General features: G+C 72.9%; 15 protein-coding genes. 6 read left to right on the plus strand and 9 right to left on the minus strand.

Going from position 1 to position 24,396, the window contains the following annotated elements; genetic code table 11:
• The 5 genes from ACFWM7_RS18495 to ACFWM7_RS18515 all read right to left on the minus strand — a co-directional run.
• Window positions 1-1,451, minus strand: a 1,451-nt coding sequence (locus tag ACFWM7_RS18495) for a glycosyltransferase (RefSeq protein WP_383261964.1), incomplete at its 3' end; no start/stop codon positions are given.
• Complete coding sequence (locus ACFWM7_RS18500) at window positions 1,448-4,999, minus strand: CDP-glycerol glycerophosphotransferase family protein (protein WP_383261966.1); 3,552 nt, start codon at window positions 4,997-4,999, stop codon at window positions 1,448-1,450. The genes ACFWM7_RS18500 and ACFWM7_RS18495, both read right to left, overlap by 4 nt.
• A gap of 216 nt (window positions 5,000-5,215) precedes the next feature.
• On the minus strand, window positions 5,216-6,106 hold the full coding sequence (locus ACFWM7_RS18505) for a TylF/MycF/NovP-related O-methyltransferase (protein WP_383261969.1): 891 nt from the start codon (window positions 6,104-6,106) through the stop codon (window positions 5,216-5,218).
• Between the two features lie 11 nt (window positions 6,107-6,117).
• A complete protein-coding gene (locus tag ACFWM7_RS18510) occupies window positions 6,118-6,897 on the minus strand; it encodes a methyltransferase domain-containing protein (protein ID WP_383261972.1) in 780 nt (259 codons plus the stop codon).
• Window positions 6,898-7,010: 113 nt separating this feature from the next.
• Window positions 7,011-8,204 (minus strand): CDP-glycerol glycerophosphotransferase family protein, encoded by a 1,194-nt coding sequence (locus ACFWM7_RS18515; RefSeq protein WP_383261974.1) that lies wholly within the window; start codon window positions 8,202-8,204, stop codon window positions 7,011-7,013.
• A 101-nt stretch (window positions 8,205-8,305) separates the two neighbouring features.
• On the opposite strand from ACFWM7_RS18515, the gene ACFWM7_RS18520 reads away from it, so the two are divergent.
• Entirely contained in the window at window positions 8,306-12,022 is a 3,717-nt protein-coding gene (locus ACFWM7_RS18520; RefSeq protein WP_383261975.1) for a CDP-glycerol glycerophosphotransferase family protein, read from the plus strand.
• A gap of 103 nt (window positions 12,023-12,125) precedes the next feature.
• A complete protein-coding gene (locus ACFWM7_RS18525; protein ID WP_383261978.1) occupies window positions 12,126-13,349 on the plus strand; it encodes a hypothetical protein in 1,224 nt (407 codons plus the stop codon).
• Between the two features lie 15 nt (window positions 13,350-13,364).
• Here ACFWM7_RS18525 and ACFWM7_RS18530 read toward each other — a convergent pair whose 3' ends face one another.
• Window positions 13,365-13,988 (minus strand): TetR/AcrR family transcriptional regulator, encoded by a 624-nt coding sequence (locus tag ACFWM7_RS18530; protein WP_189525998.1) that lies wholly within the window; start codon window positions 13,986-13,988, stop codon window positions 13,365-13,367.
• A 155-nt stretch (window positions 13,989-14,143) separates the two neighbouring features.
• On the opposite strand from ACFWM7_RS18530, the gene ACFWM7_RS18535 reads away from it, so the two are divergent.
• Both ACFWM7_RS18535 and ACFWM7_RS18540 read left to right on the plus strand, forming a co-directional pair.
• Window positions 14,144-15,091, plus strand: coding sequence for an ABC transporter permease (locus ACFWM7_RS18535; RefSeq protein WP_383261982.1), 948 nt, complete (start codon window positions 14,144-14,146; stop codon window positions 15,089-15,091).
• Window positions 15,084-15,884, plus strand: coding sequence for an ABC transporter ATP-binding protein (locus tag ACFWM7_RS18540; RefSeq protein WP_383261986.1), 801 nt, complete (start codon window positions 15,084-15,086; stop codon window positions 15,882-15,884). The genes ACFWM7_RS18535 and ACFWM7_RS18540 overlap by 8 nt, the downstream gene beginning before the upstream one ends.
• Before the next feature lie 196 nt (window positions 15,885-16,080).
• Here the strand turns inward: ACFWM7_RS18540 and ACFWM7_RS18545 are convergent, their stop codons facing one another.
• A complete protein-coding gene (locus ACFWM7_RS18545) occupies window positions 16,081-21,087 on the minus strand; it encodes an NAD-glutamate dehydrogenase (protein WP_383261989.1) in 5,007 nt (1,668 codons plus the stop codon).
• Between the two features lie 447 nt (window positions 21,088-21,534).
• Here ACFWM7_RS18545 and ACFWM7_RS18550 point away from each other — a divergent pair, with 447 nt between their 5' ends.
• Entirely contained in the window at window positions 21,535-22,143 is a 609-nt protein-coding gene (locus ACFWM7_RS18550; protein WP_383261991.1) for a DJ-1/PfpI family protein, read from the plus strand.
• A gap of 181 nt (window positions 22,144-22,324) precedes the next feature.
• Here ACFWM7_RS18550 and ACFWM7_RS18555 read toward each other — a convergent pair whose 3' ends face one another.
• The gene (locus tag ACFWM7_RS18555; RefSeq protein ID WP_383261994.1) at window positions 22,325-23,011 is read right to left on the minus strand and encodes an HAD family hydrolase; all 687 of its coding nucleotides are present in this window, start codon (window positions 23,009-23,011) and stop codon (window positions 22,325-22,327) included.
• A gap of 50 nt (window positions 23,012-23,061) precedes the next feature.
• The gene (locus ACFWM7_RS18560) at window positions 23,062-23,568 is read right to left on the minus strand and encodes a DUF6912 family protein (protein ID WP_383261997.1); all 507 of its coding nucleotides are present in this window, start codon (window positions 23,566-23,568) and stop codon (window positions 23,062-23,064) included.
• A gap of 275 nt (window positions 23,569-23,843) precedes the next feature.
• On the opposite strand from ACFWM7_RS18560, the gene ACFWM7_RS18565 reads away from it, so the two are divergent.
• The gene (locus tag ACFWM7_RS18565; RefSeq protein WP_383262000.1) at window positions 23,844-24,353 is read left to right on the plus strand and encodes an Rv3235 family protein; all 510 of its coding nucleotides are present in this window, start codon (window positions 23,844-23,846) and stop codon (window positions 24,351-24,353) included.
• Window positions 24,354-24,396 lie beyond the last annotated feature (43 nt).

Raw genomic sequence — 24,396 nt, forward strand, 5'->3', positions numbered from 1 at the left:
GCCACCTGGTCCTGCGGGGCGAACAGGTCACTGACGCACCGGACCCCGTCGGGGCCTCCCGCCTCCAGGATCAGCCGCGCGTCCCAAGCCGTGTCGCGGACACCGACGGGGCGCAGGCGGCGCGAGACGTCGGCCCGTGCGCGCCAGATGATCCCGTTGCCGTCGTGCCGGACCTCCTCGACCGGGAACGCGACGGCGCGCGCCCCGCCCCGGGCCCGGAACTCCAGGGTGGCGGTGAGCGGGGTGTCGGGGCCGGGTCCGCCGGTCCCGGGCAGCACGAGACGGCCTTCGAGCAGCAGGCTGCCCCGCTCGCCGGCCGAGCAGCGGGTGAGCCGGTTCATCAGCCGGGCCTCGCCGAACGGGCGATATTGGTGGCCGAGTTCGGTGATGTCGGCGACGGGATCCTCCGGGTCGTCGCCCCAGGTGACCCGCCCGTCCGCGCCCGTCGTCAGCGGCGCGCACACGGTGGCGGGCCGGCTCAGCGCGTAGGCCGCCGCGAGGATCCCTTCGGCGTCGCCCCGGCCCAGCAGGCTCACGGCGACTCGCTCCAGCGGCGGCAGGTCCGGCGGGACGGGCCCGGCGAGCGTGCGGGCGGCAGCGGCGGCGACCCGGTTACGGCGGACGGCGGGCAGCCGGGGGAAGGACCGGACCAGCGGCACCAGATGGTCCCGGGCGAACGCCTTCTCCCGCTCCTCGCGCAGTTCGGGCAGCCCGTGTGCGAGGAGGGTGTTGGCGACCCGGCGGTGGGCCTCGACCAGGGGGGCGAGGTCGCGGGCCCGGTCGGGGACGGCCCGGCCGGTCACGATCAGCCGGCGCACCAGGGCGATCCGGCCGACCGATGCGGCGGCGAGCGGGCCGAACAGGATCTCGCCGTGCGCCAGGTCCTCCTCGTACCGCAGCCCGTGCCGCCGGGCGGCTTCGCGGCGCAGACAGAATCCGGTCACCAGGGCGTCCCTGACGACGAGTTCGGGGGCCTCGGTGAAGCGGGCGAGAGTGCGGGAGCGGGCGAACAGCTCGCTCTGCCAGGAGGGCTCCCGCTCCTTGCCGCTCTCGTCGGTGACCCGGCTCCAGCGGCCGGCGATCAGGTCGGCGCGGCTGGTCTCGCCGGCCTGCCACAGGTTGCGGCAGGCGTGCGGGTGAAGGCGTTCGCCGGTGGCGAGGACCAGGACGTACCGGCCGCCCGCCTCGTCCAGGCCCGCATTGCGCAGGGCCCCGGTGGTGCGGGCGGCCGGGTCGGCGTGGACCAGGCGGACCCGCTCGGGGGCCCGGGCGGCGAGGGTGCGGGCGGCGGTGCGGACGGCCGGGTCGGCGGCGGAGGCGAGGACCAGGAGGGCCTCGGCTCCGCGCAGGGACTGGCCGAGGACGGACTCCACGGAGGCGCGCAGGGCGTCGGCCCCGCCGGGGCCCTCGCCGTCCCCGCCGCCGGTGATCACACAGCTGAAGTCGCTCATGCCCGCTCCTCCTCGGTCGTCCGGTCGCCCTCGGGCTCGCTCTTGAGCATCGCCTCGCCCTCAACCGTCCGGTCGCTCTTGAGCATCCGGTCGACGACCCCGGCGGCTGCGGTCCCGTCGTCGAGGTCGCAGAACGCCTCCCGGAACCGCTCGTAGGCCTCCCGGTGCCCGGCGGTGGCGGCCGCCGGGTCGCGCAGGGCTGCCACGATCCCGGCGGATTCGGGGATCAGGGGGCCCGGGGCACGGCGCTCGAAGTCGAAGCAGAAGCCGCGCAGGGTGTCGCGGTAGTGGGCCAGGTCGTAGGTGTGGAAGAGCATGGGGCGGCCGGTCTGCGCGAAGTCGAACATGATCGAGGAGTAGTCGGTGACCAACACATCACTGATCAGCAGGAGTTCGGCGACGTCCGGATGGCGGGAGACGTCCCGGACGAAGTCGGTGTCGGGAACGGTCCCGCCGACGAGGTAGTGCCGCCGGACCAGGAGGACGTGGTCGTCGCCGAGGCTCTCGCGGGCGTGCTCCAGGTCGAGATGGAGGTCGGGGGCGTACTTCCCTCCCTTCCGGGGCTGGTCCTCGCGCCAGGTGGGGGCGTACAGGATCACGCGCCGCCCTTCGGGGATCGCGAGCCGCTCCCGTACGGCGGCGGCGGCCTTCGCCCGGTCGGGCGCGTACAGCAGGTCGTTGCGCGGGTAGCCGCACTCCAGGACCTCGCCCGGGTAGCCGAAGGCGCGGCGCAGGACAGGGGTGGAGAAGCTGTTCGGGGAGACGAGGACGCTCCACTGGGCGGACCGGCGTTCCATGGAGGCCATGTACGCGGCGTCGGCGTGCGGCGTGCCCGCGAGGTCGCGGCCGATGCGCTTGAGCGGGGTGCCGTGCCAGGTCTGGACGACGCACTGGCCCTCGGCCCGCTCGAACCACTCGGGGAGGTGGGTGTTGGTGACGATCCAGCGGCTGCGGGCCAGCGCCTCGTACCAGGCGGCGCTGTGCAGGGCGACGGCGGTGACGCCCTCGGGGACGGCCGCCTGCTGGTCGCGGACGACCCACAGGTGCTCGATGTCCCGCCCCCGGGAGGCGAGTTCGCGGTGGATGGCGCGGGGCGAGTCGGAGTGCTGGCGGCCGTCGAAGCTGGAGTAGAGGACGGCGGGGCGCAGTTCGGCCGCTTCGGTGCCGCGCAGTCCGGCGTACCGCTCGCGCTGGATCCGCTGCCCGTACGGCCCCCGCTGCGCGACCGGGAGGGCGCTGCCGGACTCCAGGACGAGCCGGTCGTGGTAGCACCGCTGGAGGGTGAAGTCGCGCCCGCCGGAGTGCTGTTGTCGCGGGAGCGTGTGATGCAGAGAGGTGCTCAGCCGGAGCGGCCGGTACGCCTCCGGGTTCCGCTCCCCCGGCTCGCGCAGGAAGAGGTACCAGCGCCCCTCGGCGAGCGGCAGGGCACCGCCGGGCCCCTCGACGGCGTCGGGGGCGATCACCGCCCGGAAGCCGCCGTCCTCGGCCCGCTCCACATCGACGACGGCTTCCTCCTGGTGGCCGCTGTGGCGCAGGACGAGTTCGTGGGCGGCTCCCGTGGGCTCGGGGAAGGTCCCTTCGAGGGTCAGCCCGCCCGGCTCGCCCGGCTCCTCCCAGGCGACGGAGGCGACGACGGGCTGGACGGCCCGGTCGGTGAGCACGAGGTCGCCGGAGGGGTTGGGGGCCGCGTACAGCTCACGGCCGCCGGGCAGTGCGTAGCGCCCGTCCGGCCCGTCGGTCCGGGCCGCCACCGTCAACGGCTTTCCCTCACCCACGAGTTGCACGCCCCAGATGTCGTCCTCCCCGCGGAACGCGCTGAGCGGGATGTCCGCCGCCCGGGAGCCGAGCGAGCCGCGCAGGGCGAACTCGCGGGTCTCCTTGGTGCGCCACTCGGTGAGCCGGAGGGCGACCGGCCCGGCGTCGCCTAGGACCTTCACCTCCAGGCGGACGGTCGTGTCCTCGACCGCCGACTGGCCGGTCAGGACGGCGGCGACGCGTTCGGCGCGCAGCTCCAGCTTGTTGCCGGACAGGACGGGGACGACACGGGTCCGCTCGTCGGTGTAGGTCACGGCGGGCGGGGCCGGGGTGCCGACGAGCCGCATCGGGCCCCGGCGCGGCCGCCCCGCGCCGACGACGACGGCCTCCGGTTTCCACGTCGTACGGCCGCCGTCGCCCGCCCTCCTGGCGAGCGCGCCCGGGTCGACGACGGCCTCGAACCCGGCCCGGTCGTACCGGTGCAGGGAGCGCCCCGAGCGGGCGGTGGCCTCGTCGCCGCCGACGGGGCGCAGGCGCAGCGGGACCAGCCGCTTCCCGGCCCGCAGCCAGCCGAGCCGCGGGGGCCCGCCCGGGGCGTTGCGCACATAGGCGTACCCGGTCAGGTGCAGCAGCCCGTCCCGCCAGACGGCCTCGGTGAGGTGGGCGTGGACGGGGAGGTCGGCGGGGGCCAGCGCGGTGGTGGCGGGCGGCAGCGGGTCGCGGACGGCGGGGTGGTGAGCACGGGGACGGAGCAGCCCGCGTACGCGGAAGGTGTCCCGGTCCTTCTTCTCGTCGGCGAGGAGGGCGAGGAGTTCGGGGAGGCGGCGTTCGCGGATGAGCTGCCACTTGACCCGCAGGTGCAGGGGCAGTGAGGCGAGGACGTGGGGTTCGACGGTGGCGGCGAACGCGCCCGCGTGCTCCAGGAAGGCTTCGTGGAACTCGGCGTCGCCGTCCGGCAGGGCCTCGATGAACAGCCACAGGTCGCCGGAGAGCGCGTGGGCGTCGTAGCGGCGCTTGGCCTCGGCCGCGTCGGCTGCTCCTGCCGCCCCTTCCGTCTGCGGCCGGTCGGCCAGGAAGCGGCTGACGGTGGTGACGGCGGTGACCCGGTCGCGGATGCCCCGGGGCACGGCCCGCCGGGTGGTGATCGAGCCGTCGCGGTCGCGCCAGTGGTAGACGGCCTCCTCGACGACGTCGACCGAGCGGGCCAGGAAGTGGGCGGGGAGGACGACGGCGATGTCCTCGTACAGCACACCGGTCGGGAAGGCGAAGGCGTGCTCGTCCCAGAAGGTGCGGCGGAAGACCTTGTTGCAGGCGATGCGGTCGCCGAGCAGGATCCAGTCCCGGGTGACGTGGGTGGCCCGCCGGGCCTTCTCCATCGGTTTGCGGAACATCGGGGACTGTTCCAGATCGCCGTTCACCCGCAGCCGGAGCACGTTGCCGGTGGCGAAGTCGGAGCCGGAGGCGTCGAGTTCGGCCAGCATCCGGGCGTACGCCCCGGGCGGGACGACGTCGTCGCTGTCGACGAACGTCAGGAATTCGGCGTCGGGACGGGCCGCGCGGACCCCGGCGTTGCGGGCCGCGCCGAGCCCGGCGTTCTTCTGCCGGAGCAACCGGAAGCGCGGGTCTCGGTCCGCGAACTCCTTTGCCAGCGCCGGTCCGTTGTCCGTGGAGCCGTCGTCGACGAGGACGACCTCCAGGTCCGGCATGGTCTGCTCGGCGAGCGAGGACAGGCAGGCACCGAGGTACTCCTCGACGTTGTAGAGGGGGACGACGACGGTGAGACGGGGTGCCATCGCTGCGCACGATCCTTCCGGGGACTGGGGCTTCGGGGGCGTGGAGGGCCCGCCGGGGGCCATGGGGTACAACACGCGCCGTGGTCACCGGTCACCCGAGGGGGTCCGTTCGGGTGACGCGGAGGGCGGAGTCACGCACGCGGGGGCGTGCCGGGAGCGCGTTCGAGCCCCGTACCGGAAGGGCACGGGGCTCGGCGTCGCCGCGAGGAAGGCGGATCAGGGCTTGACGGCGATCCGGCCCTCGTCCATGCGGAGCAGGAGCAGCCGCTCACCGGTCTTCTCCAGGAACTCGTCGACCGCCTGCCGCGAACCCTGCCAGTAGCCGTAGTCGTCGATCAGGAGGACCCCGCCCGGGACCAACCGGTCGTACAGGTGCTCCAGTTCGTGCTTCGTGGAGGCGTACCAGTCGGTGTCCAGGCGGAGGATCGAGATCTGCTCGGGGGCCTTTCCGGGGACGGTGTCCTCGACCCGCCCCTGCACGTAGTGCACGCGCTCCTTCGGGTACGGGACGGTGTCGAAGCCCGCCTTGACGTCCTCCAGGGACGCGACCGCCCAGATCGGCCGGTCCTTGCCCTGGGCGTCCAGCAGCTCCTGGGCGGGCCGGCCGTCGCGCCGCAGGTCCTCGGCGGTGGGCGGGGTCATCCCCTCGTACGTGTCGAAGAGGTACAGGTCGCGCTCGGTCTCCCCGGCGGACAGCAGGGTCCGGGCGCAGGCCTGCATGGAACCGCCGCGCCAGACACCGCACTCGACGATGTCTCCGGGGATGTCGTGCCGGGCGATGTACCGGGTGGCGAGGATGAAGGCGTTGAGCCGCTCCGGCGAGGTCATCGAGTACGGCTTGACCGCGCGGATGATGTCCTTCGCCTCGTCGTCGTAGTCCGCCGGGAACGCGAGGGCGGGCTTCTTCGCCTTGGGCTTCGCGGCCGTCGCGGGCCCGGGGGCGGGTGCGGATGCGGCGGCCGGAGCCGGTGCGGGACCGGCGGGGGCGGTGCGGGCGGCGGGCACGGTGACACGCCTGAGCTGGTATCCGGTGAGCTGCTGAAGGACGCCGTTGACGGCGTTGCGCCAAGCCATGCCCCGGGACAGTACGCGCGGTTTGCGGCTCATGTCACCTTTCGTCAACCTGCCATTGATTCCGGCGCGGATCCGGAAGCGGATGCGGGGGCAGGCTCGGAGGCCGGCTCCGGTACGGCTGCGGGCTCGGGCCTGCCGCACCGGTCGCGGCCGTCCACCGGCCGGGGCAGCGGGACGCCGTCCACGCCGCCGACCCGGTTCGCCCACCACACCGCCAGCTCCCGTACGGCGAACATGGTCAGCCGGGGGTAGCGCTGCGGCTTGCGGAAGACGCCGACGGAGTCGCCCCAGTAGGCGGCCTTCTTGTCGATGGCCCGGTAGTCGTGCCAGATGCCCTTCTGCGGCGGGAAGTCGGTGTAGGCCTCGCGCAGTTCGAGCCGGGAGTGGGCGGCGAGCGCGCGGAACCCGTCGGGGTAGTAGCGCCAGCAGTCCTGTGCGTCGTGGACGTGGCCGCGCGAGGGGGCGGTGATGAACGCGTGTCCGCCCGGCTTCAGGATCCGGGCGATCTCCAGCATCGAGGCCCAGAAGAACGGGATGTGCTCGAACGCCTGCCCGGACAGCACGACATCGGCGCTGTTGGAGCGGGCGGGGATGCGGTACGGCTTCGTCATCACCGCGTCGACGTTGGGGCCGTCCTGCACATCGACCCCGAAGTAGTCGATGGAGTGCCCGGCGAGCAGCGCCCGGTGCGTACGGGTCTGCTTGCCGGAGATCCGCGACCCCAGGTCGACGACGCGGTAGGCGCCGTTGCCGGACGCGGGCCCCTGGACGGGCAGGTACTCCTGGATGCAGAGTTCCATCTGCTCGTAGGCGGACCGGTGCATGGACGTCTCCCAACATGGCGGGGTGAGCGAGCTGTCGGGCACAACGACCGTGCGGTGCTGAGGAGTCGGCGCGGCGCGGCCGATGTGACCCATTCGGGTGGCGCTCGGCGGGTTCATTGCACGCCGTCGAAGAACCGCCGTACGACGCGTTCCGCCGCGTGCCCGTCGTCGTACGGGCAGAACCGTTCCCGGAACGCGGTGCGCAGGGCGGCCGCCTCCGGGGAGCGCCACCGACCCGTCCGGAACACGTCCGCCAGCTCGTCCGGGGTGGTGGTGACGGGTCCGGGGGTGTCGCCGGGCCGCCCGGAGAGCAGGTCGAAGTAGGTGCCGCGCGCGGCCCGGTAGGCGGCCCAGTCGGGGGCGTGGACGACGATCGGGCGGTCCAGGCAGGCGTAGTCGAAGAGCAGGGAGGAGTAGTCGGCGATCAACGCGTCGGCGGCCAGGCACAGTTCCTCGACCCGGGGGTGCCCGGTGACGTCGATGACCCGCCCGGCACCCGAGGCATCGACGCCGACGGACCGCCCGTAGAAGTAGTGGGCGCGCACCAACAGCACGTAGTCAGAGCCCAGTTGGCGCGCCAGCTGCTCCGCGTCGAGGTCGGGGACGAAGCCGTCGCGGTAGTCGCGGTGGGTCGGGGCGTGGAGCAGGGCGGTCTGCCCCTCGGCGATGCCCAGTTCGGCACGGATCTTCGCGATGTCCTCGGCGGTGGCGGTGAAGTACACGTCGTTACGCGGGTACCCGAGGTCGAGCCGTTCGTAGGGCGCGTCCTCCGGGGCCGGGTAGGCGCGGTCCCAGACCTCCGTGCTGTGCGGGTTGGCGGAGAGACTGAAGTCCCACTGCCGGACATGGGCGAGGATCTTGTCGAAGTCGGTCTTGCGGGCGAGGGCGGGGTACGCGCGCTGGTCGAGCCCCATGGTCTTGAGAGGCGTTCCGTGGTGGGTCTGGAGATAGCGCTGGCCGGGCCGTTTGGTGAAACCGCCGGGAAAGCTGGAGTTGTTGACCAGGTAGCCGGCGGTGGCCATGGCCCGCCAGTAGGGGCGCGAGCCCTCGATGACGTACGGCACACCGGCCGGCATCCGGTCGCGGTGCCGGGACGAGACGACCCACACGCCCCGGATGTGCGGGGCCAGTTCGCGGGCCTTGGCGTGGATCGCGGCGGGGTTGCAGGCGACGCCCCGGTTCCAGTACGCCCCGTAGACGGCGAGGTTCGGGTCGAGCGGGCGGCGCAGGTCGGCGCGGTAGACGGCCCGCATGGCCTGCCGACGGACGAACCGCTTCACGGAAGCTGTGGAAGCTCGGGTGGGCATGGCAGCCGAGCGTAGTCGCGGGCCCGGGCGGCCGGCGGCCCATGTTCACCCGTTCGGGTCAGCGCCGGTGACCCCCGGACCAGCCCCCTGTTGACCAGGACATGAAGCCACCACTGCCACCCGTCCTCAGCGTCGTCGTCCCCGTCCACAACGTCGAGGCCTACCTGGAGGACTGCCTGCGGTCGGTGGCGGAACAGACCCTCGAAGCCATCGAGGTGGTCATGGTCGACGACGGCTCGACGGACGGCAGCGCCGAGATCGCGGCGGAGTTCGCCGCCCGGGACGACCGCTTCCGGCTCGTGCGGCAGCCGAACGCGGGCCTGAGCGCCGCCCGCAACACCGGCGTCCGGCACACCACCCCCGCCGTCCCCTACCTGGCGTTCGCCGACAGCGACGACATCGTCGTGCACGACGCGTACGAGCGGATGACGGCCTCGCTGGAGTCGACCGGTTCCGATCTGGTGACCGGCAACGTGTGGCGGCTGACCGGCCGGGGGAGGCAGCAGGCCTGGCAGTACCGCTGGCTGACCGCCGCCCGCCCCCGTACCCACATCACCCGGGATCCGCGCCTGCTGGCCGACCGGGTGGCGTGGAACAAGGTGTTCCGCCGCTCCTTCTGGGACGCGCACGGCTTCGCCTTCCCCGAGGGCAAGCTGTATGAGGACACCCCGGTGATGATCCCCGCGCACTACCTCGCGGGCTCGGTCGACGTCCTCGCCGAGCACGTCTACTACTGGCGGGTGCGGGAGGGTTCGATCACCCGACGGCGCACGGACGTCACGGGCGTACGGGACCGGATCGCCGCGTGCGAGCAGGTCAGCGCGTTCCTGGGCGACCGGGACGCGGCCCAGCGGCGGGCGTACGACGCGTCCTGCCTCCGCGATGACTTCGGTTACTTCCTGGACGGCCTGCCGATGGGCGGCGAGGCGTACCGGGCCGCGTTCCTGGAGGGCGCGGGGGCCTTCGTCGACCGGGCGGGTGCGGAGGTGCTGGAGGGGCTGCCGGTGGAGCTGCGCATCAAGTGGTCGTTGGTGCGGGAGCGGCGCTTGGCGGACCTGCTGGAGGTCCTCGCCTTCGAACGGGCCAACGGGACGGGCACGTTCGCCGTCGAGGGCCTTCCGGGGCGACGGCGGGCGGTGTACCCCGGCGTGCGCGGCGCGAGCGCCCGGCTCGCGCGCACGGACATCCCGGCGGTCGCGCGGCTCCTGGAGGCGCGCTGGGGCGCGGACGGGAAGCTGCGGCTGCGCGGGTACGCGTATCTGCGCAACCTCCCCGCCGGGTCGGCGCGTCAGCGGCTGACGGTGGGCATGGTCCGGGCGGAGCGCGGGCGAGCGGTGCGGCCGGTGCCGGTGCGTTCGGTGGTCGCCCCCGAGGCGACGGTGAGCTCCGGCCAGGAGCTGCACGGCTACGACCACGCGGGCTTCGAGATGGTCCTCGATCCGGACGGTCTGCCCACGACGGCGGAGGGCGGCGGCTGGCTGGTCGGCCTGGTGGTCGCCGCGCGCGGGACGGTCCGGCGGGTCGCGGTGCGCGCGCCGGACGCGGGCGCGGACCAGCCTCTGGTGCACGATCTGGGCGACGGGCGGCGAGCGGTGCTCGACTACCGGGGCGGCCGGCTCCGGCTGACGGTGTCACGGCTGCGGGCCCGGGCGGACTCCCACCGGACCGCCGGGACGGAGGGGGCCCCGCTGGAGATCAGCGGCCGGCTCTTCGACGGGCCGAGGCCCACGGCACTGCTGCTGACCCGCGAGGGCGACGAGGCGGGCGTGGAGCGTTCCTGCCCGGTGGAGTACGTGGAGGGCTCCGGCCCGGTGGAGTACGAGGAGGGCTCCGGCCCGGTGGAGTACGAGGAGTGCTCCGGCGGCGGTGGCGATGGCGGTGGCACGACCGGGCCGGGCGGGACCGCGTTCACCGTACGGGTGCCGCTCGCCGAACTCGCCGCAGTACCGCCTCCCCCGCTCCGGGCCCCCCGCGAGGTCGAGGCCCCGCGCGGGACGCGGTGGCGGGCCCGCCTGCTGCTGGCCGACGGCACCCGAACCCCGCTGCCCGCCGCCCCGGACCTGCCGCCGCCCGCGTGTGCGGACCCGGCGGGCGATCTGACGCTGGACCTGGCGGGGCCGCCGTACGCGGACCGGGTGGAGCACACCCCGGAGGGCGGCCTGCGCATCTCGGGGACGTACACCCCGCCGGCCCCGGGGACGACGAACGCGCCAGGCGGCCGCCTCGTCCTGCGCCACGAGACGCTGCACGAGGTGGTCCCTGTCGCGGCGGCCGAGGCGATCGACGTGCCGGAGGCGGACCGCGTTCCGGGCACAACGGGTACTGCGGGTGCTGCGGGTACTGCGGGTGCCGCCCCCACCCTCCGCTTCTCCGCGCTGATCGCACCGCCGCTCCCGGAAGGCCGCTGGGAGGTCCACCTGGACGACAGCCCCGTACACGTCCTCGGCTCCGCCGCCGCGCGGCTGCCCTGCGGCGGCGTCGGCGAGAACGCGCTGCGCCTGGAGCGGCGGCACGGCGACCGGCTGTCCGTGGTCGCGGGGCCCGGCCTCCCGGCCGCCGAGCGGAGCGCGTACGGCAGGCGGCTTCTGCGCACCGCGCACCACCCCGACCAGCACACACCCCCCGCCCTCCCGCACCACCCCGACCGGCACACGCCCCCCGCCCTCCCGCACCCCGGCGGACGCACGCCGGTCGTCGGGCCCCCCCTCCGCGACACCGTCCTCTACGCGGGCGACGACTCCCCGCGCGCCGTGCACGCCGAGCTCGTGCGCCGGGGCACGGACGCCGAGCACCTGTGGGTCACCGGAACCACCCCCGGCCGCACCACCCACGTCCCGCCCGGCGCGCGGGCCGTCCCCGTGCACAGCGCCGCCTGGTACGAGGCGCTGGCCCGCTCCCGCCGGATCGTCACGGACGAGCAGTTGCCCGCCTGGTTCGAGCGGCGTCCCGGGCAGACGGTCGTCCAGACCTGGCACGGCACCCCGCTCGGCCGCTTCGGCTCCGGCCTGGCGGACACCCTTTACGCCGACCACCAGTACCTCGCCACCCTGCCGCAGCGGTCGGCCCAGTGGTCGGTACTGGTCTCCCCGAGCCGTTTCGCCACCCCCGTGCTGCGCCGCTCGCTCTCGTACGAGGGCGAGGTGCTGGAGGCCGGTTCGCCCGCCAACGACGGGCTGTTCCCGCCCGTACGGGACAAGGCCGCCGAGGAGGTACGGCGCGGGCTCGGCATCCCGGAGGGGCACCGCGTCGTGCTGTACGCCCCGACCTACCGCGACCACCTGGCCCACCCCCCGGCCGCCGCGCCCGCCGGGTCCGCCGACCGCACGGCCCCCGGCCCGTACCGCTGGGATCCGGCGCTCGACCCGCACGCCCTGGCCCGGGCGCTCGACCCCGGCCACACGGTGCTGGTGCGCCGCCACCCCCGGGTCACCGGCAGCGTCCCGGCCGGCCCCGGCGTGCTCGACGTGTCGCACCACGCGGGGGCGGCCGAGCTGCTCCTGATCGCCGACGTGCTGGTGACGGACTACGCGGGGCTGATGTTCGACTTCGCGCTGACGGGCCGGCCGATGCTCTTCCACACGTACGACCTGGAGCACTACCGCGACACCGTGCGCGGCTTCTGCCTGGACTTCGAGACCCGGGCGCCGGGGCCCCTGCTGGTCACGACGGACGAGGTGGCCCAGGCGCTGCGCGACACGGGGGCGCTGGCCGCCCGGCACGCCGACGCGTACGAGAGCTTTCGCCGCGACTACTGCGACCTGGACGACGGCGGCGCGGCGGCGCGGGTCGCGGACCGGCTGCTGGCGGACGCGCCGTAGGCCTTTGGCGGACACGCCGTAGGCCTTCCGGAACCGGCCGCCCGAAATCCCTCGGACGGGTGGCGGCGGGGAGAGCGGCCCCGCCGCACGGAACCCATGAGGTGTGCCCCTCTTCTCCGCAGCCTCCGCCCCGTCCCCTTCCCCCGATCTCCCGCCCGCCGCGACCGAGGGCGACGGGGCCGAGAGGGCGGCCCGCCCGCCTCTGTGGCTGCCGTCGCCGTACCTCGTACTCGGCGGCCTGCTGTGGGCGGTGCTGTCGGCCGCCGCCTGGCAGGCCCCGCTGTGCTGCGAGGCCGGGCTCCAGGCAGCCGTCGTCGAACGGCTGCGGGTGAACCTGCTGCACCCGGCGTTCCCGATGACCGACCTGCCCGCCGTGGCGAGCGCGCACTACTCCCCGTACGCGCTGCTCCAGGGCCTGGCCGCCCGCGCCACCGGGCTCTCCGGCCCGTCCGTCGTCGCGCTGGCCGCGTCGGTGAACCTGCTGCTCCTGCTCACCGGGATCGGCCGGCTGACCCGGCTGCTGACCCCGAACCGCTGGGTACCGGTGCTCATGCTCGTACCGCTGGGTCTGATCCACTGGGCGGACCCGGCCCGGTGGAGCGCGCCGAGCACGTTCGCGGTCGCGGTCACCCTGCACCTGTGGGCGTGGACCGGTCGCGCGGCCGCCCGGACAGCCCGCCCCGGCGATCCCAGGCCCGGCCGGACACCCCGGTGGTTCGAGGCGGCCGGGATCGGGGTGCTGCTCGGGCTCGTCCTGCTGGTCCACCCGCCGACGGCGGTCGGCGCGGCGATCGGCTGCCTCGCCCTGATCGCGGTCCGGACGCGGACCCGGATCCGGCCGACCGTGTGGCGGTGGGCGTCCGCCGTGGTGTGCGCGGTGACCGTGGCGGCGCTGTGGCCGTACTACAACGGGCTCACCGCCCCGCGCACCCCCGCCGACGGCCGGACGACCGGACCGCCGGCGGCCGAGGGCGTACGGGCGGCCGGGGAGCCGTACGCCTGGGCGACCGCGTACGTGCCGCCGGGCGAGGTGGTCCTGACGGACAGCCGCCCGGCGATGTACGCACTGGCCGGCCACGGGGCGTACGTGCTGGCCGACGCGCTGCCGGACGCGGGGCTCGCGACGACGGAGCGGCGGGATAGGAGCCGCGCGGTGGCCGCCTATCTCGACACGTCGACCCCGCAGGCCCGGCGGGACGGGATCACCGCCCGGTACGGGGTGCGATGGCTGCTGCTGACCCGGAACCAGCAGCTGCCGGAGAACGCGACGGTGCTGGCGTTCAGCCCGCGCACGGGCGAGGTGCTGGCGCGGGTGGCGGCGGGCTGACGCCCCCTTGTCGCGTCAGCCGGTGTGCTGGAGGGCGGCCACCGCCGACGCGGCGAGATCGTCCAGGTACCCCTTGGGCAGCTCGCCCCGGACGACGACGAGCCGCCAGTACAGCGGCCCGACGATGAGGTCGAGCGCCCGGTCCGGATCGCTCCCTTCCGGCAGCTCCCCCCGGGCCACGGCCTCCCGTACCACCACGGCGGCGACGCCCTGCTGCTGGTCGAGGAGGGCGGCCTTGATCGCCTCGGAGATCTCCGGATTGCGGGCCGCTTCGACCAGCAGGTCCGGGATGACCTGCGAGGCGACCGGGTGGCGCAGGGCGTACGCGGCCAGTTCCAGGACGGCGCGTACGTCCCCGTACAGCGAGCCGGTGGCCGGGGCGGGCATCCCCTGCGCGGCGACGGCCGCGACCAGGTCGAGGACGAGCGCCAGCTTGGACTTCCAGCGGCGGTAGACGGCGGTCTTGCCGACCCCCGCGCGCCGGGCGATGCCCTCGATGGACATCCGGGCGAACCCCACCGCGGCGAGTTCCTCGAAGACGGCGGCCCGGATGGCGTCGGTCACGTCCTCCCGCAGGACGGCGGCGCCTGCGGGGGCGCGGCGGCGGGTTCCCCGTTCGGTGGTCATGGCCCGCAGCATAGTCGGCCGCGACGAAACGGTTGCGTTGCGACGTAGAAGCGTCCTACTCTCAGCGTTACGACGATACGGTCCCGTCCCAACGAAGGCGTCCCCACGGGACCGTACCGTCCCGCCCTCCCTTCCATCGCCCCATCGGTGCCGAAAGCGGTCGATCGTTGAGCCAGACAGCAGCCCCGCCCCCGGTGACCGCCCCCTCCGAGGGCGCCCCGGCCACCGCCGTTCCCACCTACGCCCCCGGTGAGCTGGCGGCCCTGGCAGCCAGGCACGGCCTGAAGGTCAGCGGCGCCCGGCCGTCCCTGCCCGCGTACATCCGGCAGCTCTGGGGGCGGCGGCACTTCATCACGGCGTTCGCGACGGCCAAGCTGACGGCCCAGTACAGCCAGGCGAAGCTCGGTCAGATCTGGCAGATCATGACGCCGCTGCTGAACGCGACGGTCTACTACTTCATCTTCGGCGTCCTGATGAACACCAAGCACGGGGTGGAGGACTTCGTCCCGTTCCTGGTCACCGGGGTCTTCATCTGGACGTTCACCAGCAGCTCGATCACCGCGGGCACCCGGGCGATCAGCGGCCACATCGGCCTGGTGCGGGCCCTGCACTTCCCGCGCGCCTCGCTGCCGGTGGCGCTGGCGCTCCAGCAGCTCCAGCAGCTGCTGTTCTCGCTCGGGGCGCTGACCCTGATCCTGCTGGCGTTCGGCCAGTACCCGCGTCCGACCTGGTTGCTGGCCGTCCCGGCGCTGGCGCTCCAGGCGCTGTTCAACACCGGCCTGTCGATGGCCATGGCCCGCCTGACGGCACGGACGCCCGACATCGCCCAGCTGACGCCGTTCGTGCTGCGGACCTGGATGTACTCGTCCGGCGTGATGTGGAGCCTGGACCACCTGCTGGCCGGCGACCGGGTGCCGCGGGCGGTACTGCTGGTGCTGGAGTACAACCCGGCGGCGCTCTTCATCAACCTCATGCGGTACGCGCTCATCGACAGCTACACGTGGGACCAGCTGCCGCACCTGGCCTGGGCAGCCGCGGCCGGCTGGGCGGTGCTGTGCGGCGTGGCGGGATTCGTGTACTTCTGGAAGGCCGAGGAGACGTACGGACGTGGCTGACGACAGGAACACCCCCGGGGACCACCGCGTCCCGACGGTCGTCGTCGACGACGTCCACATCACGTACACGGTCAACGGCGCGCGTACGGGCAGGGGCAGCGCGACCTCGGCGCTCAGCCGCCTCACCTCGCGCCGCCGCACGCCCGGCGCACGCAAGGTGCACGCGGTGAAGGGCGTCAGCTTCGCCGCGTACAAGGGCGAGGCGATCGGCCTGATCGGCTCCAACGGCTCGGGCAAGTCGACGCTGCTCAAAGCGGTCGCGGGCCTGCTTCCGCCCACCCGGGGCAAGGTCCACACGCAGGGCCAGCCGTCGCTGCTCGGCGTGAACGCGGCGCTGATGGGCGACCTGACCGGCGAGCGCAACGTGGTGCTGGGCGGACTCGCGATGGGCATGACGCGCGAGCAGATCCGCGAACGCTACGACGAGATCGTCGACTTCTCCGGCATCAACGAGAAGGGCGACTTCATCACGCTGCCGATGCGCACGTACTCCTCGGGCATGGGCGCGAGGCTGCGCTTCTCCATCGCGGCGGCCAAGAGCCATGACGTACTCCTGATCGACGAGGCACTGTCCACGGGCGACGCGAAGTTCCAGCGCCGCAGCAAGGACCGCATCAAGGAACTGCGCGCGGAGGCGGGCACGGTGTTCCTGGTCAGCCACAGCAACAAGTCGATCACCGAAACCTGTGACCGCGCCCTGTGGCTGGAGGCAGGCACGCTGAGGATGGACGGCCCGGCAAAGGAGGTGGTGAAGGCCTACGAGACCTTCACCCGATCAAGCCGCGGCAATTGACGGCATCTTCCCCCACCTCGCCCCGCACCATCCCAACCCGCCCAGCCACCTCCAGCCCGCCCGGCCACATCCAGCCCGCCCGGCGATTGAGGGCATCTTTTCCAGCCCGTCCGGCGCTTGAGGACACAACCCCCCACGCCGAGGGGCCGGCACCCACCAGGTACCGGCCCCTCAGACGTACAACAACCACTGCCCCCTACGCGTGCGTACGCAACAACGTCCGCATAGTCCGCATAGCCACCGACAGATTCGCCAGATCAAACGCGTCCGACCCCTGGATCTCCTCCAGCGTCGACCGCGACCGAGCAAGAATCGCCGCGTTCTTCTCCTCCCAAGCCCGGAACCGCTCCTCCGGCGTGGCGGACCCGTTCCCCACGCTCAGCACATCCGACGTGAGCGCCGCATGCGCCGCGTACAGGTCCTCGCGGATCGACGCGCGGGCCATGGACTGCCAGCGGTCCGCCCGCGGCAGCTCGATGATCCGGTCCATCAGCTGCGTGATCCGCAGCCGGTCCGCGAGGTCGTAGTAGACCTCGGCGACCTCCAGCGGCTCCTTGCCCGTACGGTCGGCGATGGCCACGATGTCCAACGCCGGGAAGGCGGACGAGAACCCGGCCACCCGCACCGCCAGCTCGTCCGGCACGCCCGCGGCCGTCAGCTCGTCCAGGATCGAGTGGTACCAGTCCAGGTCGGCACCGCGCACCAGCTTGGGCAGCTCGTTCCAGACCTGCTCGACCCCGTCCCGGAACAGCTCGATGGTCTCCGCGATGACGACGGGCTGCGGCCGGTTGCCCAGCAGCCAGCGCGAACCGCGCTCGACCAGCCGCCGCGAGTGCAGCCGGATCCGGGTCTGGACATCGGCGTCGACCTTGTTGTCCAGCGCCTCGACCGCGTCCCAGACCCCCGACAGCCCGAAGATCTCGCGGGCCGTGAACTGGGCCCGGACGATCTCCTCGATCGACGCCCCGGTCTCCTCCCGCAGCCGGTGCAGGAAGGTCGAACCAGCGGTGTTGACCGTGTCATTGACCAGCACCGTCGTGATGATCTCGCGCCGCAGCGCGTGCCCGTCGACCGCCTCGGGGAACCGCTCGCGCAGCTCGCTCGGGAAGTAGGCGTGCACCAGCTTCTGCAGGTGCGGGTCGTCCGGCAGGACGGTGGAGATCAGCTCGTCCGCCGTCGTGATCTTCGTGTAGGCGAGCAGGACGGCCAGTTCCGGCTGGCTGAGCCCCTTCTCGTTGCTGAGCAGCTCCCGGATGCGCCGGTCGGCGGGCAGGAACTCCAGCGCCCGGTCCAGCGCGCCGTCGCGCTCCAGGCGGCGCATGAAGCGCTGCTGGGCGTGGAGCAGCGAGGGCGCCTGCGCGGAGGCGTTGGAGAGGGCGACGTTCTGCGCGTAGTTGTTGCGCAGGACGAGCGCGCCGACCTCGTCGGTCATGTCGGCGAGCAGCTTGTTGCGCTGCTTGACGGTCATGTCGCCGTCCCGGACCAGACCGTTGAGCAGGATCTTGATGTTCACCTCGTGGTCGGAGGTGTCCACACCGGCGCTGTTGTCGATCGCGTCGGTGTTGATCCGGCCGCCGTTACGGGCGAACTCGATCCGGCCGAGCTGGGTGGCGCCGAGGTTGCCGCCCTCGCCGACGACCTTGGCCCGCAGGTCCTCGCCGTTGACGCGGATCGCGTCGTTGGCCTTGTCGCCGACATCGGCGTTCGACTCGGGGACGGCCTTGATGTACGTGCCGATGCCGCCGTTCCACACCAGGTCGACGGGGGCCTTGAGGATGGTCTGCATCAGGTCGGCGGGCGTCATCTTGCTCACCGACGTGTCGATGCCGAGCGCCTCGCGGATATGCGAGTTGAGCGGAATCGACTTGGCGCTGCGCGGGTGGATGCCGCCGCCCGCCGAGAGCAGGTCGGTGTCGTAGTCGGCCCAGGAGCTGCGCGGCAGGTCGAAGAGCCGGCGCCGCTCGGCGTACGAGGTGGCGGCGTCCGGGTTCGGGTCGATGAAGATGTGCCGGTGGTCGAAGGCGGCGACGAGGCGGATGTGCTCGGAGAGCAGCATGCCGTTGCCGAAGACGTCACCGGACATGTCGCCGACGCCGACGACGGTGAAGTCCTCGGTCTGGGTGTCGTGGCCCAGCTCCCGGAAGTGCCGCTTGACGGACTCCCAGGCGCCCCGGGCGGTGATGCCCATGCCCTTGTGGTCGTAGCCGGCCGAGCCGCCGGAGGCGAACGCGTCGCCGAGCCAGAAGCCGTACGCGGCGGCGACCTCGTTGGCGATGTCGGAGAAGCTCGCGGTGCCCTTGTCGGCGGCGACGACGAGGTAGGTGTCGTCCTCGTCGTGCCGGACGACGTCGGTGGGCGGCACGACCTCGCCCGCCACCATGTTGTCGGTGATGTCGAGCAGCGCGGAGATGAAGGTGCGGTAGGCGGCGATGCCCTCGGCGAACCATGCGTCGCGGTCCGCGGACGGGTCCGGGAGCTGCTTGGCGACGAAGCCGCCCTTGGCGCCGACGGGCACGATGACGGTGTTCTTCACCATCTGCGCCTTGACCAGGCCGAGGATCTCCGTACGGAAGTCCTCGCGCCGGTCCGACCAGCGGAGCCCACCGCGGGCGACCTTGCCGAAGCGCAGGTGGACGCCCTCCACGCGCGGCGAGTAGACCCAGATCTCGTACGCCGGCCGGGGCGCGGGCAGGTCCGGGATGGCCTGCGGGTCGAACTTCATCGAGACGTAGGAGTGCGGCGTGCCGTCCTCCGTGTGCTGGAAGAAATTGGTGCGCAGGGTGGCCTTGATGACGGTGAGGAAGGACCGCAGGATCCGGTCCTCGTCGAGCGAGGCGACCTGGTCCAGGGCCCCGTCCAGCTCCTCCAGGAGCCCGTCGGTCAGCTCGGTGCCGGCGCTCTGCCTGCCGGGCGACATACGGGCCTCGAAGAGCGAGACGAGCAGCCGGGTGGTGTGGACGTTGTTGCGGAGCGTGGACTCCATGTAGTCCTGGCTGAAGGTCGAACCGGCCTGCCGCAGGTACTTCGCGTAGGCGCGCAGCACCATGGCCTGGCGCCAGTTCAGCCCGGCGCCCAGCACCAGCGTGTTGAAGCCGTCGTTCTCCGCCTCGCCCTTCCAGACGGCGGCGAAGGCCTCCTGGAAGCGGGCGCGGGCGTCGTCGGCGAGGTAGCCGCCGCTGCCGTTGACCAGGGGCATCCGCAGCCCGAAGTCGTAGACCCAGGCGTGGGTGCGGTCCGCGCAGCGCAGCTCGTACGGCCGCTCGTCGACGACCTCGACGCCGAGCTGCTGGAGGGCCGGGAGGACGGCGGAGAGGGAGACCTGCTCGCCGGTCCGGTAGATCTTGAAGCGGCGCTCGCCGGGGCCCGCGCCGACCGGCTCGTACAGGCTGAGGGCGAAGTCCTTCTCACCCTCCCGGAGGGTTTCGAGGTGGACCAGGTCGGACACGGCGGCGCGCGGCGAGTGGTCGGCCTTGTAGCCCTCGGGGAACGAGTGGCCGTACTGGCGCTGGAGTTCGGCGCCGCGCTCCTCGCCCAGCTCGGCGGTGAGCGCCTCCTGGAAGCCGTCGGCCCAGGAACGGGCGGCCTCGACGAGGCGGGCCTCGATGCGGTCGGCGTCGGCGTCGGTGAGGTGCGGCAGCTCGGTGCCGGCCGGAACCCGGATGACGAAGTGCAGCCGGGAGAGGATCGACTCGGTGTTCCAGGCGGTGAAGTCGACGCTGGTGCCGCCGAGCTCCTCCTTGAGGATGTCGATGAGCCGCAGGCGCACGCCGGTGGTGTAGCGGTCGCGCGGGAGGTAGACGATCGCGGAGTAGTAGCGCCCGTACTCGTCCTGACGCAGGTAGAGCCGCAGCCGGCGGCGCTCCTGGAGGTAGAGGACGGAGGTCACGACGGAGCGGAGCTGGTCGACGGGCGTCTGGAACAGCTCGTCGCGCGGGTAGGTCTCCAGGATCTGGAGCAGGTCGCGCCCGTCGTGGCTGTTGTACGAGAAGCCGGCGCCCTCGACGACCTCGGCGACCTTGCGGCGGATGACGGGCACCCGGCGCACGGACTCGGTGTAGGCGGCGGAGGAGAAGAGACCGAGGAAGCGGCGTTCGCCGACGACGTTGCCCTTGGCGTCGAACTTCTTCACGCCGACGTAGTCGAGGTAGCTGGGGCGGTGCACGGTGGCCCGGCTGTTGGCCTTCGTCAGGACGAGGAGCTTGTGCTCACGGGCCTTGGCGCGGGCGTCGGCGGGCAGCCGGTCGAAGGACGGGCTGACCGGGTGGGCTTCGTCCTCGCTGTGCTGCGGGTCGGAGCGCAGGATACCGAGGCCGGTGCCGGGCACGGCGGCGAGCGCGTCGCTGTCCTTCAGCTCGTACTCGCGGTAGCCGAGGAAGGTGAAGTGGTCGGCGGCCAGCCAGCGCAGCAGCTCGCGGGCCTCCTCGACCTCCTCGCCGGCGAGGTCGTCCAGCGGTTCGCCGGGCAGGTCGTCGGCGATCCGGAGGGCGGCGTCGCGCATCTTCCCCCAGTCCTCGACGGTCTCGCGGACGTCGGACAGGACGCGCAGCAGGTCGGCGGTGATCTGCTGGAGGTCGGCGCGGTCGGTCTCGCGGTCGATCTCGACGTGGATCCAGGACTCGACGAGCGCGTCGTGCGGCAGCTCGCTCTTCTCACCCTTGGCGTTCTTGCCGCCCTTGATGCTCTTCGGGGTGCCGGGCCCGCCGGAGAGGACCTCGATGAGCTTGCCGGTGACGTCGCGGCGCACGGTGACCTGCGGGTGGATCACGACGTGGATGCCGCGGTCCTGCCGGGACAGCTCATTGGTGACGGAGTCCACGAGGAACGGCATGTCGTCGGTGACGACCTCGACGACGGAGTGGCTGCAGGCCCAGCCGTTCTCCTCGACGGTCGGGGTGTGCACCCGGACGTTCGCGGTGCCCTGCGGACGGTTCTCGGCCAGCCGGTAGTGCGAGGCGGCGGCGCCGAAGACATCGACCGGGTCGCGGCCGCTGAGGTCCTCCGGAGCCGTATGCAGGTAGTAGCGCTGGAGGTAGGCGAGCACGGTGTCCTGACCGGCAGGGGCGCTCGCGTCGGCCCCGGCGGCGGAGACCCGCGCCCGGGGGGCACCTCCCGGGCCACCGACACCACCGCCCGGACCGTTGTCAGCTACCTTGGCGGCCCCTGCGAGCAGCTCGGCCTTGGCTTCGTCCAGCTTGGTCTGCATGTCCTCTGGCTCCTGTCGCGCGCCGTTGCGTGACGTAGGTGAGAAAAGCGACGTACCGCCACGACGCGGGGTTTCCGGTCTGGGTCGACGCTATGCCGCTTCGAGAGTTCCCCGTGACCACATGGGCCATTTTTGACGGCCGGTCCGGAGTCGGGAGATCGCGGATCGCCCGGGTGCTGTGGCACTCCGGGCGGCGGCCGGGGGCTTCGCTGCCCCCGAGGCGTATCGCGCTGATCACGGCACCAGGCTATCGCCCTCGCACCCCACCCCGTCATGAGCTGCTTGTGTACAAAAGAACCCCCCGAACTTTGACACTCTGGACAGTGCGTCGCGCCGCCTTGGCGAACTTCCGGAACCGGGGCAATCTGTCCATACAGCCCGAAATCAGGCCACCGGCAGACCGCGAGCCGACCCGCCGTGGGCCGATCGCCCCCCGAGGAGTCCGCCATGCCGCAGAAGATCCTCATCGTCACCGGCGACGCCGCCGAGTCGCTCGAAGTCCTCTACCCGTACCAGCGGCTGCTGGAGGAGGGGTACGAGGTCGACATCGCGGCCCCCGAGCGCAAGACGCTGCGCTTCGTGGTCCACGACTTCGAGCCCGGCTTCGACACGTACACGGAGAAGCCCGGCTACACCTGGCCCGCCGACCTGTCCTTCTCCGAGGTGGACCCGGGGGCCTACATCGCCCTGGTGATCCCCGGCGGTCGGGCCCCCGAGTACCTCCGCAACAACGCCGAACTGCGGAAGATCGTCGGCGCCTTCTTCTCCGCGGACCGCCCGGTCGCCCAGATCTGTCACGGCCCCCTGATCACCGCCGCCACAGGCAACCTCAGCGGCCGCACCGTCACGGCGTACCCGGCCCTGGAACCGGACATGCAGAGCGCGGGAGCGACGTTCCAGGACACGGAGGCAGTGGTGGACGGCCCGTTGGTCTCGTCGCGGGCCTGGCCGGACCACGCGGCATGGATGAGGGAGTTCCTGAGGGTGCTCCGCTCAAGCCCGTCGGGCCTCCGCTCAAGCCCGTCCGGCACCCCCTCAAGCCCGTCCGGCGATTGAGGACATCTTTCCGCTCAACCACACCCCGGCCCACAGGTACACATTCCCGGCCCGCCCGAGCGCCCCCTTCCAGCCCGTCCGGCGATTGAGGACCGGGGCCCGGGGCAGCGCCCCGAAAACCCGCACCACAGCACCCCGCACCGGGAGGGCACCCGCACCACCGCACCCCGCACCGCACCCGCTACGCGGCAAACGTCTCCGCCAACGCCACCGCCTCCCCCAGACTGTCCACCACCGGCACCCCCGCCCCCTCCAGACTGCTCCGGCTGTGCGACCCCCCGGTGTACAGCACCGCCCGCGCCCCCACATGCGCCGCCGCCACCGCATCGTCGAGCGCGTCCCCGATGACTACCACGGTCGTAGGCGAGAACCCGACGACGCCCCCCGCCCCGGCCAGCGCCGCGAAATGCCGCTCCATGTGCAGCGCCTTGCTCCCGCCGGACGGCCCCGTACGCCCCTCGACGCGGACGAACCGCGGCTCGATCCCGTACCCCCGGACCACCGGCACCAGCTGCTCGTGCCCGTACATGCTCAGGATCGACTGACTGCGCCCGGCCCGCTGCCACTGGTGCAACAGCTCCTCCACCCCGGCCGTGAGCCCACATGCCGCCCGCTGCTCCGCGTAGTACCGGTGGAAGATCTCGTCCATCCGCTCCCACTCGGCCTCCGTGGGCAGCCGGCCCAGGAACCGCTCGTAGAACCGGGGTATGGGGATGGTGTACATCTCCCGGTACTGCTCCAGCGTGATCGGCTCCAGCTCGACCTCCGCGAACGCGGCGTTCGTCGCCTGGATGACGGCATGCGTGTCGTCGAGCAGCGTGCCGTTCCAGTCCCAGACCAGATGTGTGCGTGTCGTCCCGGAAGTCATACGGAAAAAATACCCGCCGGGTCCGACAACGCCACGGCCTGAGCGCCGGCTCAGCCGATGAGCTGCGGAATCTCCTGCACGCCGAACCAGAGCAGCTCGTGGTCCTCGGCACCGTCCACGGTGAACTGCGCGTCGTCGTCGCCGAGGTCCGCCGCCCCCAGCGCGGCCGCCGCCGCGGTCACGTCCTTCTCCGCGTCGTCGGCGTCCACGTGCACGGCCGCCGCCTTGGCCAGCGGCAGCGCGGCGGCGATCCGCACCTCACCGAGCGATGCCGCGCTCAGCCCGTGATCGGGGTCGGCGACGGCGGCCCCGTCCGGTACGTCGATGGCGACGACGACCCGGCGGCGCACCTCGTCCGGGCTCCCGGCGATCATCCGGAGCGAGGCGGCGGCGGCCCGGTTGAGCGCCGCGTACTCCAGCTCCTCGATGTCGTCGGAGACGTACCACTCGCGCAGCCCGGGGGTCACCGCGTAGGCGGTCAGCGGCCCGGGGCCGACCTCGCCCGCACCGTGCGCCGCTGCGAGACCGGAGAGGGTCAGGGGGACGTACACGTGCATGGCAGGTCGCTTTCGTAGGGGGAAACGTCCTCAGGATACGTGGGAGCGTCCCCTTTCGGGTTTCGGCAACCGGGGGCCTCCGTCCACGGCCGACGCCCCGTCACCCCCGCCGTCGCCCTTGCCCCAGAAGGGCCGCACCACGGATAGGTGAAACCGCCCGCGCCGGATCGGCGCCAGGAGGCCCCTTGCGTCGCTGACGACCGCCCCCGTAGAAGATCCCCAACAAAAGTTACCGCCCGGTAGAAGCCGGGCCCGGTCAACGGGGGCGATGGAGCATGAGCACGGACAGGACGAGGCCCGCAGGACGACGCGACCAGAGCGGCCCGCGATCGGCAACGAGCGGTCCTCGATCGGCCTCGAACGGCCCCCGGTCGGCACCGAGCGGCCCCCGGTCGGTACCTCCGCAGCGGGCCCGCAGGCAGCAGCCCCACCGCCCGCAGCGACCGCACCAGTGGTTCGCCGAGCGCCTGCTCGCGGTCCTCAGCGGCCAGCGCCCGGTGCACTGGATGCTCGGCCACACCATCGGCGAGGCCTACGACCAGCTCGCCGAACTGGCCCCCAGCACCCCGCTGAGGGCCACCCACGGCAGCCGCCCGGTCCTCCGCCACTGCCGAGGGGCTCAGCCCGCCACCGGCGTCGTCGAGGCGTTCGCCAGCATCGCCGCGGGCGACCGGGTGCGGGCGATGGCGTTCCGGCTGGAACAGGGCGCCGACCAGCGCTGGCGCTGCGCCGCCGTGGAGCTGGGCGGCGAACGCCTCACGGCCGGTGCCCCGGGCCCCCGGTGACTGGGCAGACGCGGCGGGGGCCGGACACCACGTGGTGTCCGGC

Origin of the sequence: Streptomyces sp. NPDC058375, from assembly GCF_042723425.1 — a bacterium.
Classification (GTDB): Bacteria; Actinomycetota; Actinomycetes; order Streptomycetales; family Streptomycetaceae; genus Streptomyces; species Streptomyces durocortorensis.